We start from the raw sequence: 17369 nt of genomic DNA, 5'->3' as shown, positions 1-17369 counted from the left end.
CTAGTTCCCCTTCGCTGGAATGGCAGGAAGCATGGGTTGTGCTGGATCTTGTTGTGGTGGCCGGGCCGCGATTTGCTCGTTGCCGGCATAAAAGGCGCCGGTCGCGGTCGCGCCCGGATTGACACCATTAAAAGCACTGACGGGTTCGACAATGACCACCACGGTACCGGTTTGATTGTCAGTGGTCGGGGCAATTTGTTTTACTCTGGCTTTGATTTTAAGGGAGGGATCTGACACCAGACTGACTTCAACCAACTGACTCTGGCTGACTTGTGGCAAAAAGCGCTCGTTGACGTCAAAGTGAAATTCGATACCTTCCATATCAGCAATAGTGCAGATGCCGGAGCGGGTGTAAGTACCGCCCGCTGAGACCGGCGAAATGATTTCACCAACATTGGCACTAAGTGCTGTGACAGTGCCATTAAATGGTGCCCGGATAATCAGGTCTTCCAGCAGTTTTTCATTCAGTGCAATTTTGTTCTGCAGAATCTGGACTGATTGTTCGACCTGCTCCAGCGCAATTTCTTTGGCGAGGAGGTCGCTAAGTACCCGTTCTGATTCGCCCGAACTGATGGCTTTGTTGGCTTGCAGGGTTTCCGCCCTTTGGGCAAAAATACGTGCCAGTTGCAGGTCGTTTTGGCGGTGCTTTTTCATCGCGAGTTCGGACTGCAGGCTCATTTTATTGATATTCAGCTCAATGCGGGCCTGCCGGTCATCGAGTGTTGCCACCGCTTGACCCGCCGTCACTTTGTCACCGAGTTCGACCAAGACACTGCTGACGCGGCCAGTGATGTTTGACGATACCGTCGCGCTGTCTGGTGCGACCGCATAACCTGACGCCTCAAGGCGCAAATCGTCAGCGGCGTTGGTGGATTGTTCTGGCTGCGCCCCTGGAAGAGGTTGCCCGGCCTGAGCTGATGTGGTGCTGGTCGTTTGTTGCGTAGTCACTGCTGCAGTGACGACTGGCGGGGTGGACTTTAATGCGGTGCTGCTGTCGATCTGCAACAGAGCGTAATTTACAGCGGTGAAAATTGATAAAATAGCTAACAATCCTAACCACTTATGCCATGTCACCTTTGACTGTGGTGGTGGATGGTTTCCTTCAAACTGATGGAGTTTGGCGACCAGATGTTGCCGGGCAGCAAGCCGTTCGTGATCAGTCTCGGGTTGAGTTTGTTCATTCCGTTCACTCATAAATAGCGTTCGTTCCTTAAATTACGGATGCCTGCGGCACAACCGAGAGTCCCTAGAATCACCAAAATCAGCGCTGGCAGCAGCGCGTCCTGCCAGGAATAGTCACGCCAGATGGCACCTTCCATCAGCTGGATTGCCCATTTACCTGGGCTCAGGTGACTGGCGATTGCCAGCCACTCCGGCATCATAAATTGTGGCACCATGCCGCCGCCTAACATGGCGAAAATGATCATAACAGTCCAGACCGCCCCTGAGATGGCTCCGGGGCTGCCGCCGAGGGTGCCTAATGCCATGATGATGCCGGCAAAGCAGAAGGCAGAGCACCAGATGGCAAGGCTCAGCATGGATAGAGATTGAATATTTAAATCAAAAGTAACGGTGCCGAACAAAAATAGCAACGTGGTCGACATCAGGATCATCGTCATGCAGGACAGTATTTTGGACAGCACGATCATCTGCATTGATACCGCGGTGACTTTCAGCCGTAACATGATTTGTTGTGACCTTTCAGTGGCTAAACCTGCACTCATAATGGCAACCGAAGCCAGGATGGACCACAACACTGCCTGCGGCACGGTCACACTGAAGGCGTTCAGTGGCATGGCAGGGGAGACTTCAATGTTTTCAGCTTTGACACTGACCGGCTGTAAATTCATGTTGGTTGATCCGGTACTTGCGCCACCCAGCCGGTTTTCAATCAGTTGCATCACCGTTTGCATGGTGACGCCCGTCATATATCCGGTGATCGCCTGCCGTTTTGGATCGGCAACCAAGCGGATGACCGGTGTCTGCTGACCAAACGGGAATTGTTGAATGCCGGTCGCAAAACCGGTTTCGATTTGCATATAAGCGACATGCTGCCCAAGCCGGGTGGATTGGCGGGCGGCTTCGAGATTAAGCTGGCTAATATGCAAATCGGGACGGGCAGCCAGCAGGCTGACAAAGGCGGCACTTTCAGCGCTGCCATCTTCATCAACCACAGCAAGGGTGACTTTACTTTTGTGACTGTCGTTGCCGTAAATGCCACCAAAAATGGTCGCCATTAACAGCGGAATCAGCAAAATAAGCACTAAGTTGGCTGGTTCCCGCCACAACAGCAGCAGATCTTTTTTGATCAATTGCACGACCTTATGCATGCTGCACTTTCTCCTGAACTAGATTGGATAACACATCTTCGAGCCGTGGCGGTAACACCGTTAAATCCAGCAATTGAAAGCCCTTTTGCATTAACTTGCTGATTTCTGAAGCAGGTTCCTCACAGGCCAGATACTGAATTTCACCGTTTTCGCTATTTTTGTATGAAATCCTGCTTTGGCCGCCATACATTTTGACTAAATCCGGTAAGGCGCCGCTGGCCATGACTTGCCCTCGTTCCAGGATCAGCACATCGTCACAGACTTTTTCAGCTTCTTCGATGTAGTGTGTGGTGTAGATAATTGCTTTACCTTGCTTTTTCAGCTCTGCCACCACCTGAAGAATACTGTGGCGGCTTTGAATATCGACACCAGCTGTCGGCTCATCAAACAGATAAAGTTCAGCATCGGCCAGCAATGCCACGGCCAGATGCACCCGGCGTTTCATGCCTTCAGAGCAAGCCTTGATGCGATAATGCATGACCTGTTGCAGCTCAAGTTGTGTCGACACGACACTGATCCTTTGCTGCAACAGCTCGCCCTGTAATCCCTGTAAGCTGGCGAACAACTGCAGATTCTCGCGGACACTGAGATTGTGAAATAACGCCAACCGCTGGGAAGCAAAAGCAATGCGGGTGCGGGTGATTGCATCGTATGGCGGTTGTCTACCTAACAACCGGACTTGTCCCTGATCGGGTCCAAGCAAACCGACAATCAGGTTGATCAAGGTCGTTTTGCCGGCACCATTCCGGCCAAGAATGGCCAGTACTCTGCCCGGCTCGACCTGAAAACTGACCGACGTCAGCGCCTTCACCTTTGCAAATGATTTACTGACATTCTCAAAACTGGTTACTGCAAAACTCATGTTACACAGCCTTTTTTTCCGGACAGGGAGACAACACCGCGTTTTTGTCACGGCAGTAGTACACCGCAACATTAAACGCCAGATGCGACAACACCGGCGCCCATAAAGTACCGGTTGCCTGATAAAACAGCAGCCAGAGCAAGCCATAACCACTCTTCAGCAGCACGTGGATCCAGCCATAAAACAGATGGTGTAATCCAAAAGCAACCGAGGCTGTGATGGCCGCCGCCAGCCCGCCGATTTGCCATTGTTCGTTGATGTTGGATGGCAAATATCCACGCCAGATCAGCTCTTCGATGACCACAATCAGCACCATCACCGGCAGTATCCACCAGTGTCCGGCCTGATGGCGCACTGCTTGGTGGGCCTGCGCTTTGCCAGACGATAGCTTGGCGATCAACCAACCTTCAGCTTTGAATAAACCATACCCGGACAGCAAAGCCAGCAAACATAACCAGATCGTTTGCCATGACTGCGGTATCTGCGGTGTTGCCGGCATCCATCGCCCATCTGGTTGTGTGGCTAGCCCACAGATCAACGCCAACAGCAACAATCCATAGAACAATGCGCTATAGTCCTGCAGGACTTGTGTTGCCTTTGCATTCATCAGCTGTAAAACCCAGATAATGCATGCAAAGTACAACACCAGGATCAGCGGAAAGCTCAGGATCACCAGGCTCATGCCATTGGCCCTTACACCGCGGAATAATCGGTGATCGGATGACCCACCGGGATGATCAACGACACAAACTGCCGGTCACCATCAATACCCAGCAACTGATTCATTTCATCATCAAGAAAACCAAACACCATGCAGGAACCAAGGTTGAGTGAGGTTGCGGTCAGATGCACGCTTTGCCCCAACACTCCGGCATCCATATGGGTCAGACGGTAGGCGCGGTCTTCGTATTTCCACTGCACACGGTCGAGATCGCTGACCAGAATAAAAATTCCGGCCGAACGGGCGATCCAGTCCTGGAAGGATGCAATTTCAAAAATCCGGCCGCGAATTTCCCCAAGGCTAACGACTTGCATGGCATGTTTTTCTGCACGATACCGGTAAATACCCCGACTCAATCCTTCGGTATTTAACGCGGCATAATACAGGTGCATACTGAGTAAGCCGCCACCCGTTGGTGTAAAAGGCGCGTAAGGTATGGTCTGGTTACTATTTGTTTTAAAACGGTTTTTCACCCCAGCCGCCAAGTGGCAGATCGAGCTCAGCTCAGCCAGACTGATCGGCGCATCGGTATAATCGCGCAGTGACTTGCGCCGTTTTAACAACGCGGCATAAGATTCAGCCGAAGCTTCTTGTGGCGGTGGCAACGCGATGAATTGCTCCGACGGTGAAGATTCGGTGTAACCTGGCCGGTCGGAAAACAGGATATTGTTCATCACCTGCTTACCCATTTCCGGGTCCAGTTTCAAGCCGTCATGTGCCAGCGACAACGGTGTCACCGGCAGTTCTTCCTGTTGCCTGGCCAGTGCACGCTGTACATAGACATCAATCACGGCTCTGTGTTCAGAAGATAGCTGCCGCAGCAAATGGTCGTTCTTGTTGAGCGCAGTGATTTGACATGCGGCATTGTTTACAACTTCGGCATTACTCATGAGAATTGCTTCCGTTTAATGGGGTGGGGACACCCAACACAAATTGTACCGACTGTTCGATGCCATCCAGATCAAGGAACCGATCAATCTCGTTGTCATAGAAATATTCCACCGGGCAAAGTTCGCCCCGCTCAATTTCCGGTTGCAACCCACACAGGATGTGACCTAAATCCACCAACATTTTCCGATAGCCCTTCGGTCCGTACAGCATCATGTAACGCCATGGACAACCGACAAAAAACACAAAATGTTCAAATTTCTGGCCGGCGTCGCGGTCAGGGCCGTAAAAGGCATCGGCCAGTTTTTTCAGTTTGTCGTCACCAAATACCCGGTCTTTTACCAGAATTTGTTTGTTTGGCAGTACCTTGCGTAGCTGATTCCCCGACAGGACATAAGCGTCCAGCGCGAAATACTTCAGGTAATCTTTGATCCCAAGCTGATGAATCGCCGCTGGCACCTGTTGCCGCCAGTGAAAAGCCGGCAAAATCGGGCTCTGGTTGATATCCGATACGGTGTCCGGGCTGTAGTTGTAGGGAGTATCGATATAGTGCTGAATAAAACTGGCGATACTTTCCTGGTTTTGCGCGAGGCGTCGGGTTGAGCTGCGCACCACTTTGGAGTTTTCATGATAAAACTCGGCGGCGTTCACCGACAGCTCGCCAAAGCGACATTGAAACTCCCGATGGATCTCCGGCAACAGGTCGACACTGTTGATTGGAGGCATGAAAGTACCTTCTGCCGTGGTGCGCTGACCGAGGAAATAGTCCGCTGGATCTGTAAATGGCATACCTGATCCTCCTCTTACAGGAACACATTGCGAAATGGACGAAACGGTGTGCAGGCAGAACAACGTGGGATCCGTTTGATATCTTCGTAGTCGACTGACATCCGTTCAAAGTCAGTGCGGATAGCACGGCTGACCAGAAAACTACGGCCGGTGGTCAGATAATTCAGTAATCCTGAGGTCAGCTGTCCGGTCACTACATCGATATATGGTGAAGGGGCAAAACCAAGATCTGGCTGGCCAGTGGCATTGACCGCGTCATAATAAGTGATGACGTCACGTTTTAATGAACCTGCGGCGGCGACACCCTGCAGTTCAAATTCGTTAAAACAACAAGTATCCCCTGGTACAAAAATCGGACCGGCAATGCCTTCAGAGCCATCGAATACGGTCAGGGCCCAAGGTTTTTCTGCTTCGAGTGCCTGTTGGTTGATGGTATGCAAAATGGATTGCATGTATTCATCTAATGCCGCAACCACCAGATCACATTGTTCAAATACGGCCCGGATATTTTCTTTAGAAAAACTGTCTTCAGTGATTGTTGAGATGCTGGCCAAATCATATTGCTTCAGGCTTGCTGCCAGGCAATCAGCAACAGCTGCGCCTTCCGTCACAAAACCAGGTTCAATACTCAGAAAACGTTGCAGTGATGTCGCGTTGTGAACCTTGGAATCACCGGACAACAATAAATATTTAATGCCACATTGTGCCAGTTGTTTGGCAATTCGGCTGCCAGCCTGGCCGCAGCCAATAATGCCAATGCGTTTATCGGACAGAGAAGTTTCGGCGCCTTGAATCACCTTTAAATATACATCGACTAAATCATGTTCCGGCTTGATCAGAATATGTTCTTCTACCAGTTCATTGACCAGTTGTAAGGTGCTCGCATATTCGTCAGGTTTGATCACCCCGTTTTCATGAAGTTCTTTTAAACTGTGTTGGCCATTCATATGATTAATAAGGCGACCTAACAATCCGGTGCGGCCTTTGTCAGTCCATGATTTAGAAAAGAAAGACCTGGCGCTATGTTTGACCAGAATTTCATTTGGCGTTACGTGGATCACTCTTACATGCGGATTGATTTGATACTTTGCGTCTTCCTGCGTCATTGATATCTACCTTGTGATTCTTTTGTTCCAACCATGATTGAATAGCCATTTGTTACAAATGCCAGTTTCTTACTGCTGAAACCGGCAATTGCTACAAATGCCAGTTTCATATTGCGAAACCGGCAATTGTATCGAGCTCAAATTTATTGTTCTTGCATCTCTTCTGAGCCGCCAGAGCATGAGCATGAGCAGCAACACCAGCAGTTACAGCCGCCTGGAGCGAACGCCATACCTGATTCATAGCGATGGTCGAACATTGAAGTTTTTGCTAATTTCATTGTAATTTCCTCGTTTTGTGAGTATGAATTTCCATGCGAAAATATTTTCGCTTTTTGTAAAGCTCACTTGCTTAGTAAAGCAAGCATCCACAGCAGAAGATACCTGGCCTGATGGCTGGAATCATCAAGGATAGGGTTGAGGCGACTTTGTCAAATCATCGAATGTTAGTTTTCGATCTTTCCAGTTCAATTTTTGTGGTAGTTCGTAATATCTGTCTACACCATAAGATGGCATTGAATGTAAATAGGGAGGAGTTAATCCTTTGATAAATACCTTGTGCAGCCGAACTATATTCAGGCAAGGTAAGGTGAAATCAAAGAATATTGGGTCAAGATTGTGTGCTTTAGTAATGTTCAGGATTTTTTCGTATTTGGTATGGCCTGACAGTTTTTTGTTTTCCATCAGTTCGGATAATTTGACAGTACCGGAGCCTTCCAAATACCACTGCAGATTTTTAGCATGTGATGGATAACCATAATGGCCAATAACTTTATAGAAGATGTCGAATTTTTCTACCGGCACATCCTCTTCCACAAAGAATAGTTCTTTGACCCGCTCCGAATAGGCCCACTGCGGACAATTCAGAATAATGCGGCTGCTGCCTTCAGCCTGAGCGAACTCGCCCAGCGCTGATAAAATGGCGTCTTCAATAGACAAACCACCACCTCCACCTGAGATGTAGTTGTACTTGTTAAAGCCTTTCATAAAACCAACGGCAGTGACGGTATAAAAACCTTCGATATCAGTGCTGTGTAAATACAATTTGATATCATCAACCAGGGTTTGGGCATGGGCGAGGATACGCCGCACCCGGTAGTCGTTTGGAATGCAATCTAATTCAATAATTTGCGGGGCGTGACCGGTATTCCAGTGTACGTTGACGGCGTCCCGCTCCAGCACTTCCGAAATACCATGGTAAACGGCAAGCTCTTTGGTGATGTGGGTCGACAACCCGCCACTGGTGGCATAGCAGAACATCCGCTCTTTTGGATGTAACATACTGAAAGGCATAACAATCTGCGAAGGCACCCAAATGATTTTTTCTTCGTCCAGCAAATAGCAGCCTTTGACCCAGCCGGTAAAAGTACTTTCGGTGAATTTGTCATACTGAAAGCCGGTTGTAGCGTATTGTTCGTCGGCAAATAAGGGTAATTCGGCCGGGTGCATACAGTGGTAGCCTTGACCGGTGAGGGTGTGGTAGCTGCCGTATACTATCTTGTCGTCATATTCAAACGACACCAGGCTGCCCATCGCCCGTTCAACCACTTCGCCCAGGGACGATGCCATCATGGTCGGCAGGTCAAAGCCTTTACCACCGCCAAAAATGGTTCGTTGGACGCTACTTTCAAATGAATTACGGCCAAGGACATCGCGGGCAATATGATCAAATTCATAAAACTCGCAATTACCGGTATACATGATAAGTCCACCAGAACCGCGGAAATAGCTGACCACCCTTTTGATAGGGCCACGAGGGTAGTAATAGGAGTTAATTTCTTCGTAACCTTTACTTTCATAGTTCGTGACCTGGTACGGCAAGGTCATATAGTGCTGATTGATAGCCGAGGATTGGATCTGCGGTGACATAGGTTCCCTTCACTTTTTTTGTTTAGTTTGACAACTGCAGCCCGAAGTGTGGCCCGATGGAACTACCCCGTTTTAGTGTTGGCAGTAGTTGAGTTTTCACCCAGCTGCTTTGTGACACATCCAACGATTTCTCAAGTGCAGCAATGGCTTCGGTATTCTTGCCGTTGACCGAAAAGATGACGCCGGTCCAGACATAAGCTTCATCAAGCCCCCAGCGCGGGTATGCTTTGGTTTTATCCGCGGCTTTGGCTTCGAATTGCTGAATAGACTGCTCCAGCAAAGTGCTGGCTCTGGGTAAGCCGCCGCCGAATTGTGGGGGAGTGTAAAGCGCCGTTACGGCCTGGATATACAGTAGACGAGGGTTCGCAGGTTCCAGCTCCGCAGCGCGTTGCAATGCGGTGCGCCCGGCCAGCGACAATTCCATGGTGCGTTCCGGCATATTGCCAATCAGTGAATTGGAGCAGGCTGCAGTAAGAATGTAAGCTTCGGTATATTGAGCATCGGTTGTCACAATGCCGTTGGTCTCATCAATACATTTCTGTAAGTGGGTTTTGGCATTTTTGTAGTCAACAAGGCCAAGCCGGTAACTCGAGAGTGCCAGATAATAACGGGCATCAGCTTTGGAGATGGCTTTGTCAGAGCTCAGTAGTTGATTCAGTTTAGTGATCTGGTCAAGCAGACCTTGTTTGTCACCGGCAGCGTAGAAACTACCGACAACCTTATCTTCATTGGCAAAAATGTCTTTGCCGGTGGGGAGCTGGCCGGGCTCTTTGGGATGACTAAGACCAGCCGCTGTAGCCATACAGCTGATGCTGCTGACCACAGATAAAACCATCACTTTCTTGAGGACTGTTTTCATAAAAGTACTTTCTCTTTCTCGCCAGGTCATCAGGCTTAACTGACAACTCCCAGCGCACCTGTTCCGGTGTTTTGTGGTCATCAGTCAAGGGAAATTCAGATTTTTACGGTACGTTCAGCGATCTCTCATTCAGCAATCTACAGGTCGGCCAAGTCCAAAGATTGATAAAAATGCCATAAAATTATGATAAAAAATTGATATTGGCTGGCAGCGCTACTGGTTGTATTTGCTGCGTGTGGATGTGTTTTAGTTGTCAGCTCAGGCGAAACAGTGGGGTGGGATCTGATTATATTTCGTACAATCAAACACCTACTTAATCTCTAAGTGGGGAGCCGGTACGCTGAATGCCGTCCGGGTCGTGAATACCACTTGAATATCACTTAAATATAACAACAGGCATGTTGATGACTCATCGGCCGCTGCTGACTTCAGTTAGATTTCAACCGCGAACCTGGTGGCCGGGTTAGGATTCTGATGGCGGTATTTGCGGGTTCAGCGGTGGTCATTGGGGAAACAGGTGCAAATATGCCGATAAATGGCGTATGTTGGGTTGATGTTGTCGCTGAAACTGTGTCTCGATGCACAGCTACCATGGTAAAAGTGACATAACTTTTGAGGCTCAGGGAGGCTGCTTGAAAGCATGGTTTATTGGTTCGTATGGTGGACCCGAGGTACTTAAATTCGGGCAAGCGACTGAGCCGGTGGCTGGGGATCACGATGTATTGGTCGAGATCAAAGCCGCCAGTGTGAATCCTATTGATATCCGGGTACGCAAAGGGCAGTTGAAGCGGCTTGTCAAATACAGCTTTCCGCTGGTCATGGGAACAGATTTGGCTGGTATTGTGATTGCCAAAGGAGCTGCGGTGAGCCGCTTTCAGGTTGGCGACGCGGTGTATGCTCGTCCAAACCGACGCCGGATCGGAACATTTGCCGAGCGAATTGCCGTGCATGAATCGGAAGTGGCGTTAAAACCCACTAGCCTGAGTTTTGAAGAAGCGGCGGCGATGCCATTGGTTGCTCTGACATCGTTACAAGCGATGGTTGATCTCGCGAATATCCAGCCCGGTCAGAAAGTCCTGATCCACGCCGGAGCTGGTGGCATCGGTACCTTTGCCGTGCAGCTGGCGAAGCATCTGGGGGCGTACGTGGTGGCAACCGCAAGCAAACCCAAACATGCGTTGGTGCTATCGTTAGGCGCCAACGAAGTGATTGATTATCAACAGCAAGACTTTTCACAAATGCTCGAAGACTTCGACATGGTCTTTGATACTTTGGGAGGTGACACGCTACTGAACTCGTTCCGGGTGTTGCGTCAAGGCGGCATGGTAGTTTCTGTCGCCGGTCCACCGGATCTTATCTTGGCACGCGAGTGGCCGATGCCCCTCTATTTGCGACTCGGGATCCGCGCCATCAGCTGGAAAGTCCGGTATGTGGCCCGCAAATACCAATGTGGTTATCGTTTTATGCTGATGCGTCCCTGTGGATTACAGCTGGCGCAAATCAGCGCGCTGATTGACGCCGGAGTGATCCGTCCGGTGATCGACCGGATTTACCCCTTTGAGCGCGTCAACGAAGCCATCGCTTATGCCGAAACCGGTCGGGCCAGTGGCAAAATTATTGTCAGTCACCAGTCGGAGTGTTGAAGGCGAGCGGTTACCTGGATCACTCTGCTGATTGGTAATACTGCTCAAACAAAGCCTTTTCCAGCGCCGTCGCCAGTGCCTGATTTAATGGCATTGGGTTGCTGGCGAGTTCCGGGTCAAGCTGGCGGATTTGTTCCTGGCCGTGGCGAATGAGCGGTGGCGGATCAGATTCCAGTGCAATCAGGGTCTCGGCGTAAGCAGCAGGGTGGTCGGTTTTGATATTACGACAGGTTGATAGCTGATATTCACCAGCGCGGCCAGTGGTCCCCGCAGCACCAAAGAAGCGGCAAATGCCGGGGCGCTGCTGATACACACTGCACTGACCTTGTTTACGATCTTCGGAATGGCTTTGATAAAAGTAACAACGGGCGTCATCACGTTCGGCTAAATCACTGAGCACCTGATCGGCGCGTTGTTCTTCAATCAACCGGAACGCCAGCGGCAACATTTCCAGCACCGTCGCTTCAATGCCCGGATGCTGGCAACATTCACCACAACCACTGCGGCAGAATAACCCGCGATGGTGTTGATACTTCGAGTAATCCTGACCAATCTCGGCCATCACGGCAAGCACTTGCTGTGATAATTGTTCTAACCTTGCCATCGTGCTACCTCAGTTGGGGCGCGTATTGTACTGATCCCGCAGCGCCAACGGCAAGTTTCATCGACTTTCGGTTACAAATCGCTCAGCGGTTTTGGCTTGGCGATGCCATAACCCTGCGCATAATCAACGCCCATTTTGCGCAGTTCCAGCAGAATTTCGGTGCTCTCAACATATTCCGCCACCGTTTTAATCCCCATCGCCGCGGCCACATCATGGATGGAGTTGACGATAGCGCGGTCGAATTTGTCGGTCAGTAAATCGCGGACAAAATTGCCGTCAATTTTGATGTAATCGACCGGGAAGTTTTTCAGATAGCCATAAGATGAAAAGCCACTGCCAAAATCATCCAGTGCAAACTGACAGCCTAAGCTTCTGAAATGATGGATAAAATCTAAGGTATTTTGTAAATTTAAAATCGCCATACTTTCGGTAATTTCAAAACAGATAAAGCGTGCCGGAATTTTGTATTCTTCAAACAGCGCTAACACATAAGCTTTAAACAGCGGGTCGATTAACGAAGCGCCGGATAAATTGATGCTGCAATGGCCCAGTACGTCCAGATGCTGCGGATGTTGTGCCAGCCAGCGGAAATAGTTGCGAATGACCCAGCGGTCAATTTGCGGCATCAGGCCATAACGCTCGGCCGAGCTTAAAAAGTTACCCGGCGCGATAATGGTGTTGTCGTCGCTACGCAGCCTTAATAACAGCTCGTAATTGGCGACGGTATCCCGATGCTGAATGGCCTGAATTGGCTGCATATAGAGCACAAAGCTATCGTGTTCCAGCGCCCGTTGCAGAATTTGTACCCACTGAATTTCGGCTTGTTGCTTTTGTAATTCGGCATCGTCCGGGTGGAACAAATGAATACGGTTGCGGCCTTTTTCTTTGGCGACAAAACAGGCGGAGTCGGCTTTTTTGATGGTTTGTTCGGCCGACAAATCATCAAAAGTGATTTCGGTCATGCCGATGCTGACGCTGATACTAAACAGGCTGTCCTGCCAGAAAAAGCGGAATTCTTTGACCACTTCCAGCAGGTTATAAGCCACCGCAAAAGCTTCTTGTGCGGTTTTACCCGGCAGCAGCACGGCAAATTCATCACCGCCCAGGCGCGCCAGAATGCCACTTTGGCCTAGTGCCCGTTTCAGCTGATCGCTGATTTGCAGCAATAACGCATCACCGGCACTGTGATTACAGGTGCTGTTGACCAACTTAAACTGGTCAATGTCGATGTATAAAATGGCGCTGGTGTGTTTTTCAACCTGTAGTCTTTGCCAGGCTTGTTGCGCCAGCGTGGCGAAATGATGGCGGTTATACAGGCCGGTCAGAGGATCGTGCGACGCCAGATAGGCCAACTGTTCGTGGCTGACTTTTTGCTCGGTAATGTCAATCACCGAGCCATGAATAAAGGCTTCGCCATTGGCATCATGCGCCAGGCGTGCCGACATCAGCGCCCAGAACGGCGAGCCATCTGAGCGTAAGCCACGCAATTCAAAGCTTTTATTGTTGCTATGTTGCAACTGCCGAACCATATGGGTGCGATCATCCGGGTTGGCATAATATTTCGCCATGCCAAACCGTTTGACGTCAATTTCCATCTGGCTCAGTTCCTGGTAACCCAGAATATTCAACAGCGCGCGGTTGGCGGCAATCAGCTGGCCATGCATGGTGGTGGTGAACATGCCTTCCACCGCGTTGTGGTAAATGTCGTAATACTGTTTTAACGAATTAATCGCTTGTTGATGCGCTTGGGTGGTGAGTTCAGTCGCCAGCTGCATGCGCTGCGCCAGGCCGTAACTCATCAACGCCATATTGCAAACGACGGATGCGACTAATAAATATTGCCACAAGCGCGAGTCCGACAAATACCCGAGCTGCGACAACAGCAGCACTAAACTTGCCGCAAAAAACAGCAGCCAGCTTAAGCTGAACGTCCTGGCCCGCGGTTTGCCACTAAATGTATGCCGCATGACCTGTACTAAATTGCTGCCCATCACCATGCCAAGTACCAGCAACAGCAAGTTCAGGCGCTGGTTAAAATCGATATACAGGGGGCTGAATAACAACAAACCGGACCAGAGTAAATTCAGCCACAGCCACCAGGATGGATTTTGATTGAGCATGGTGCTGGTGGATAAACTTAAACAGGCCAGACAAGCGCCGACCGCCACATAAAAAATGGCCGGATTCACTTCCGGATATTCCGGCCACAACAACGCAAAACCGGCGCCGTTCAGAATGGAAATCACCAGCGTGAAAAACAGGAAAAAACCAGCAAAATACAAGTAAAGCTGCTCACGAATATTCAGATATAACAAGATGTTGTAAGCGGCCATCAACAGCAACAGCCCAAGCAAAATGCCATCAAATAAGTTGCTGGTCAGTTGCTGCTGATAAAACTTATCTGGCTGAATTAAGGTGAAATGCGATTGCACCACAGCGCCATCCTGCACTTTCACTAACACATCCAATTCCTGACCGGCTTTAAACGTCAGCTCAACGGCATAACTGCGGCTACTGAGCTGGCGCTCGCTGAACGGCAGGTTGGTACCAGCGCGATTAATCTTATGCAGTTCATGGCTTTGCCGGTCAAAGGTATAAAATTCAACCAGATCGGCGGATGGGAAATTGTAATCGAGGACCAGTTTGGTCGCGCGTTGACCCTGATAATGCAGCCGCGCGATAAACCAGACCGCCCCCGGGTTGACATGAAACACCTGATTCGGCGCCATCACCGTTAAAAAGGCGTGCGCCCGTTCGGGTTCAAATACGATGTCTTCAACCGCTAATTCGGCATCGGTGATTTGATAATGTAATTTGGGATAAAGTTGTTGCTGCTTTAAATTTTCATCAAAGCGGATGGTTTCAGTCGGGAAAGCCTTCGCCGCAAGCGGGCACCACAGCAGGGCGCAAAAAAGACCCAAAAGCAGGCTGCGATTCTTACTTGAAAACTGGCCTGAAAATAGGCCCGAAAAAAGACCCGAAAACAGGTATGTAGGCCACCATATTGTGAACAACCCAAACCTCCCATGTTCTGATAGCTGCTTGCACTTTGTGCGTAATAAAGAAGATTAAGGCTGGCTAAGTCTATGATTATGCTCAATGCTTGCAATAAACTCAGCCAATTGTGACAGTAACACAAGGCTGGCCTGACTGTCAGCATCAATCCAGTAACAATCACTATAGTGCTCATAATGCAGACAAAATGGCTGCATTTGGAAATAAAAGCGGATCTGGATCCAGTCCGCGCCTTGTTCCGGCTGGATTTGACTGAATTCTTTGACGCTGTGTAGCCAGGCTTTGAGTGGCGCAAATGGTTCCGCGAAAGCTGCGGCGACTGTTGGTGTCAGTAGCAGCCGTACTGGGATTGTTTCTCCGGGTTCAGTGGCGAGTTCTATTGTGAATTCACGGGTGAATTCAGGGGTGACATGAAAATGGCTGATCGGCATGGTGTGCAGCATCGGCTAACTATCGAGATAATCAGCAATCAATTGCAGGAAATCATCACCATAACGACTGAGTTTGGTCTGACCCACGCCGCTGACCGCCAAAAATTCGCTTTGGTTTTGCGGCATTTGCTGCGACATGGCAATTAAAGTCGCATCGCTGAATACCACAAAAGGCGCTACATCATCACGTTCAGCAATTTGTTTGCGCAAGGCGCGTAATTTACTGAACAGCACCCGATCGTAATCTTGTTTTTGCGCCGCTTTCGGCTCTTTTGCTTGCTTGGCAGTTTTCGCCGGCACCAACCGCGGTACCGCCAGTTGTAATGCCAGTTCACCGCGTAGCACAGGTCTGGCGGCGGGCAGCAACTTCAGCACCGAATGTTGGGTGATATCTTGTTGCAACATGCCGTAGTGGATCAGTTGGCGTAAAATCGACAACCAATAATCGTGGCCGATTTCCTTACCAATACCATAAGTCGATAATTTATCCTGACCCAATTCCAGAATGCGTTGGTTTTGGCTACCGCGCAGCACATCAATCACATGGTGCATACCAAAACTCTGGCCTACCCGATAGACACAAGACAGTGCTTTTTGTGCCAGTACTGTGCCATCAAAACCTTTGGGCGGGTCGAGGCAAATATCGCAGTTGCCGCAGGGTTTTTGACTAGCCTCGCCAAAATAATTCAGCAGTACCAGCCGGCGGCAGGTTTGGGATTCGGCAAAGGCTGCCATCGCATTAAACCGCTGCATGGTGACTTCGGCGCGCGCCTGATTTTCTTCGGCCTGGATCCAGCTGCGCATCCTGGCAATATCGGCCGGGTCGACCAGCATCACTGCTTCCGCAGCCACGCCATCCCGTCCGGCGCGACCGGTTTCCTGATAATAAGCTTCAATGGTGCGCGGTAAATCAAAATGCACCACAAACCGGATATTCGGTTTATTGACGCCCATACCAAAAGCCACGGTCGCCACTATTAACTGCAGATGGTCGCGTTTAAATTCGTCTTGCACCCTGGCGCGGTCTTCATTGGTTAAACCAGCGTGGTAAGCACCCACGGCAAAACCTTTGTTTTTCAGCTGCTGGTACAGCTCATCGACTTTTTTACGCGACGAGCAATAGACAATACCGCTTTGATTTTCTTGCTGTTTAAGTAACGCTACAAGCTGCTCGAAGGGGCGGAATTTTTCCTGCACTGTGTAACGAATGTTGGGGCGGTCAAAACTGCTGATGCTGGTATAAGGCTGGACTAAACGCAGCTGCTGGCGGATATCTTGCTGGGTTGCCGGATCGGCGGTGGCGGTCAGCGCCATCAACGGCACCTGCGGGAAATGCTGTTTTAATTGGGCGAGTGCAATATAGTCCGGCCGAAAATCGTGGCCCCATTGCGACACACAATGCGCTTCATCAATAGCGAATAAACTGACACCGACTTCCGACAACCGTTCCAGAAATTGCGGTTGCAACAAGCGCTCCGGCGCCACATATAACAGTTTGATTTGTTGCTGGCGTAAGCGGCGGAACACGTCCACCACTTGGTCGCGGCTCAGGCTGCTATTGATAAAATCGGCGGCAATACCCATCGCTTGCAGGCTATCAACTTGGTCCTTCATCAGCGACATCAAGGGCGAAACCACGACCGTAACATAAGGCAATAACAGCGCCGGCAGCTGATAACACATCGACTTGCCACCACCGGTTGGCATCAGCACAAAACTATCTTGTCCCTGCATTGCCGCCGCAATAACTTCAGTCTGACCCGAGCGGAATTCGCTGTAGCCGAAGTATTGTTTTAAGGTGCTGTGCAGCAGATCAGTCAAAGTGATTTCGCTATGTGGGCAAAAGCGGCATTGTAATCAAAAGCGCTGTGGCTGTCTCTAACCATGGCGCGGTTAGTTGGGCGCCATCGGGTAAATGGTGATTTGGTTTGTTTCATGCTGACGGCATGGTGGTAGTTTCGCGGACAGCGTAGGGGCGCATAAGCGAAGCGCAATCGCCCATTTGGTATTAACTGAATTGGATTGTTGGTCATTTTGATTGTGTTCATGCCAACGGCATGGCCCAGGTTTCGCCTCCGGCGAGTTACTTATTTTGCTTCGCCAAAATAAGTAACCAACAAAAGGCGACCCCGGATCGCTCGAAAGCCCGCAATAAAATCAGTGGTTTGAGGCGACTGCGCAAACTCGCGGTTCGCTAACGTCGAACCGCTCAAACAGTGCGCCGTCTTAAAACCTCAAACCGCAGATTTTAAAGC

General features: G+C 49.9%; 14 protein-coding genes. 1 reads left to right on the top strand and 13 read right to left on the bottom strand.

Going from position 1 to position 17369, the window contains the following annotated elements; genetic code table 11:
• The 9 genes from EOE67_RS01890 to EOE67_RS01850 all read right to left on the bottom strand — a co-directional run bounded on the left by EOE67_RS01890 (position 1) and on the right by EOE67_RS01850 (position 9421).
• Positions 1–1194, bottom strand: coding sequence for an efflux RND transporter periplasmic adaptor subunit (locus EOE67_RS01890; protein WP_127697343.1), 1194 nt, complete (start codon positions 1192–1194; stop codon positions 1–3).
• The gene (locus EOE67_RS01885) at positions 1191–2330 is read right to left on the bottom strand and encodes an ABC transporter permease (RefSeq protein ID WP_127697342.1); all 1140 of its coding nucleotides are present in this window, start codon (positions 2328–2330) and stop codon (positions 1191–1193) included. The genes EOE67_RS01890 and EOE67_RS01885 overlap by 4 nt, the downstream gene beginning before the upstream one ends.
• On the bottom strand, positions 2323–3192 hold the full coding sequence (locus EOE67_RS01880; protein WP_164852190.1) for an ABC transporter ATP-binding protein: 870 nt from the start codon (positions 3190–3192) through the stop codon (positions 2323–2325). The genes EOE67_RS01885 and EOE67_RS01880 overlap by 8 nt, the downstream gene beginning before the upstream one ends.
• Before the next feature lies 1 nt (position 3193).
• Entirely contained in the window at positions 3194–3874 is a 681-nt protein-coding gene (locus EOE67_RS01875; RefSeq protein ID WP_127697340.1) for a CPBP family intramembrane glutamic endopeptidase, read from the bottom strand.
• A gap of 11 nt (positions 3875–3885) precedes the next feature.
• Positions 3886–4803, bottom strand: coding sequence for a SagB/ThcOx family dehydrogenase (locus EOE67_RS01870; RefSeq protein WP_127697339.1), 918 nt, complete (start codon positions 4801–4803; stop codon positions 3886–3888).
• Positions 4796–5590 carry a nitroreductase family protein gene (locus EOE67_RS01865; RefSeq protein WP_127697338.1) on the bottom strand — a complete coding sequence of 265 codons (795 nt, stop codon included), beginning with the start codon at positions 5588–5590 and terminating at the stop codon, positions 4796–4798. Before EOE67_RS01865 ends, EOE67_RS01870 begins: the two co-directional genes overlap by 8 nt.
• Positions 5591–5604: 14 nt before the next feature.
• A complete protein-coding gene (locus EOE67_RS01860; RefSeq protein WP_127697337.1) occupies positions 5605–6696 on the bottom strand; it encodes a ThiF family adenylyltransferase in 1092 nt (363 codons plus the stop codon).
• 402 nt (positions 6697–7098) lie between these two features.
• Complete coding sequence (locus EOE67_RS01855; RefSeq protein ID WP_127697336.1) at positions 7099–8562, bottom strand: YcaO-like family protein; 1464 nt, start codon at positions 8560–8562, stop codon at positions 7099–7101.
• A 22-nt stretch (positions 8563–8584) separates the two neighbouring features.
• Positions 8585–9421 carry a tetratricopeptide repeat protein gene (locus tag EOE67_RS01850; protein WP_127697335.1) on the bottom strand — a complete coding sequence of 279 codons (837 nt, stop codon included), beginning with the start codon at positions 9419–9421 and terminating at the stop codon, positions 8585–8587.
• Positions 9422–10053: 632 nt separating this feature from the next.
• Between EOE67_RS01850 and EOE67_RS01845 the strand changes: the two genes are divergently transcribed.
• The gene (locus EOE67_RS01845; protein ID WP_206099394.1) at positions 10054–11064 is read left to right on the top strand and encodes an NADP-dependent oxidoreductase; all 1011 of its coding nucleotides are present in this window, start codon (positions 10054–10056) and stop codon (positions 11062–11064) included.
• A gap of 19 nt (positions 11065–11083) precedes the next feature.
• Here EOE67_RS01845 and EOE67_RS01840 read toward each other — a convergent pair whose 3' ends face one another.
• The 4 genes from EOE67_RS01840 to recQ form a co-directional block, all read right to left on the bottom strand.
• Positions 11084–11668 carry a YkgJ family cysteine cluster protein gene (locus EOE67_RS01840; RefSeq protein ID WP_127697333.1) on the bottom strand — a complete coding sequence of 195 codons (585 nt, stop codon included), beginning with the start codon at positions 11666–11668 and terminating at the stop codon, positions 11084–11086.
• A 71-nt stretch (positions 11669–11739) separates the two neighbouring features.
• Entirely contained in the window at positions 11740–14589 is a 2850-nt protein-coding gene (locus EOE67_RS01835) for an EAL domain-containing protein (RefSeq protein WP_164852189.1), read from the bottom strand.
• Positions 14590–14736: 147 nt separating this feature from the next.
• A complete protein-coding gene (locus EOE67_RS01830) occupies positions 14737–15126 on the bottom strand; it encodes a DUF3630 family protein (RefSeq protein WP_127697331.1) in 390 nt (129 codons plus the stop codon).
• Between the two features lie 3 nt (positions 15127–15129).
• Complete coding sequence (recQ, locus tag EOE67_RS01825) at positions 15130–16935, bottom strand: DNA helicase RecQ (RefSeq protein WP_127697330.1); 1806 nt, start codon at positions 16933–16935, stop codon at positions 15130–15132.
• Positions 16936–17369: the final 434 nt, after the last annotated feature.

This window comes from Rheinheimera riviphila (genome assembly GCF_004005945.1).
Classification (GTDB): domain Bacteria; phylum Pseudomonadota; class Gammaproteobacteria; order Enterobacterales; family Alteromonadaceae; genus Pararheinheimera; species Pararheinheimera riviphila.
The sequence above is the reverse complement of the archived record's forward strand: the minus strand, read 5'-3'. Positions and strand labels throughout refer to the sequence as shown.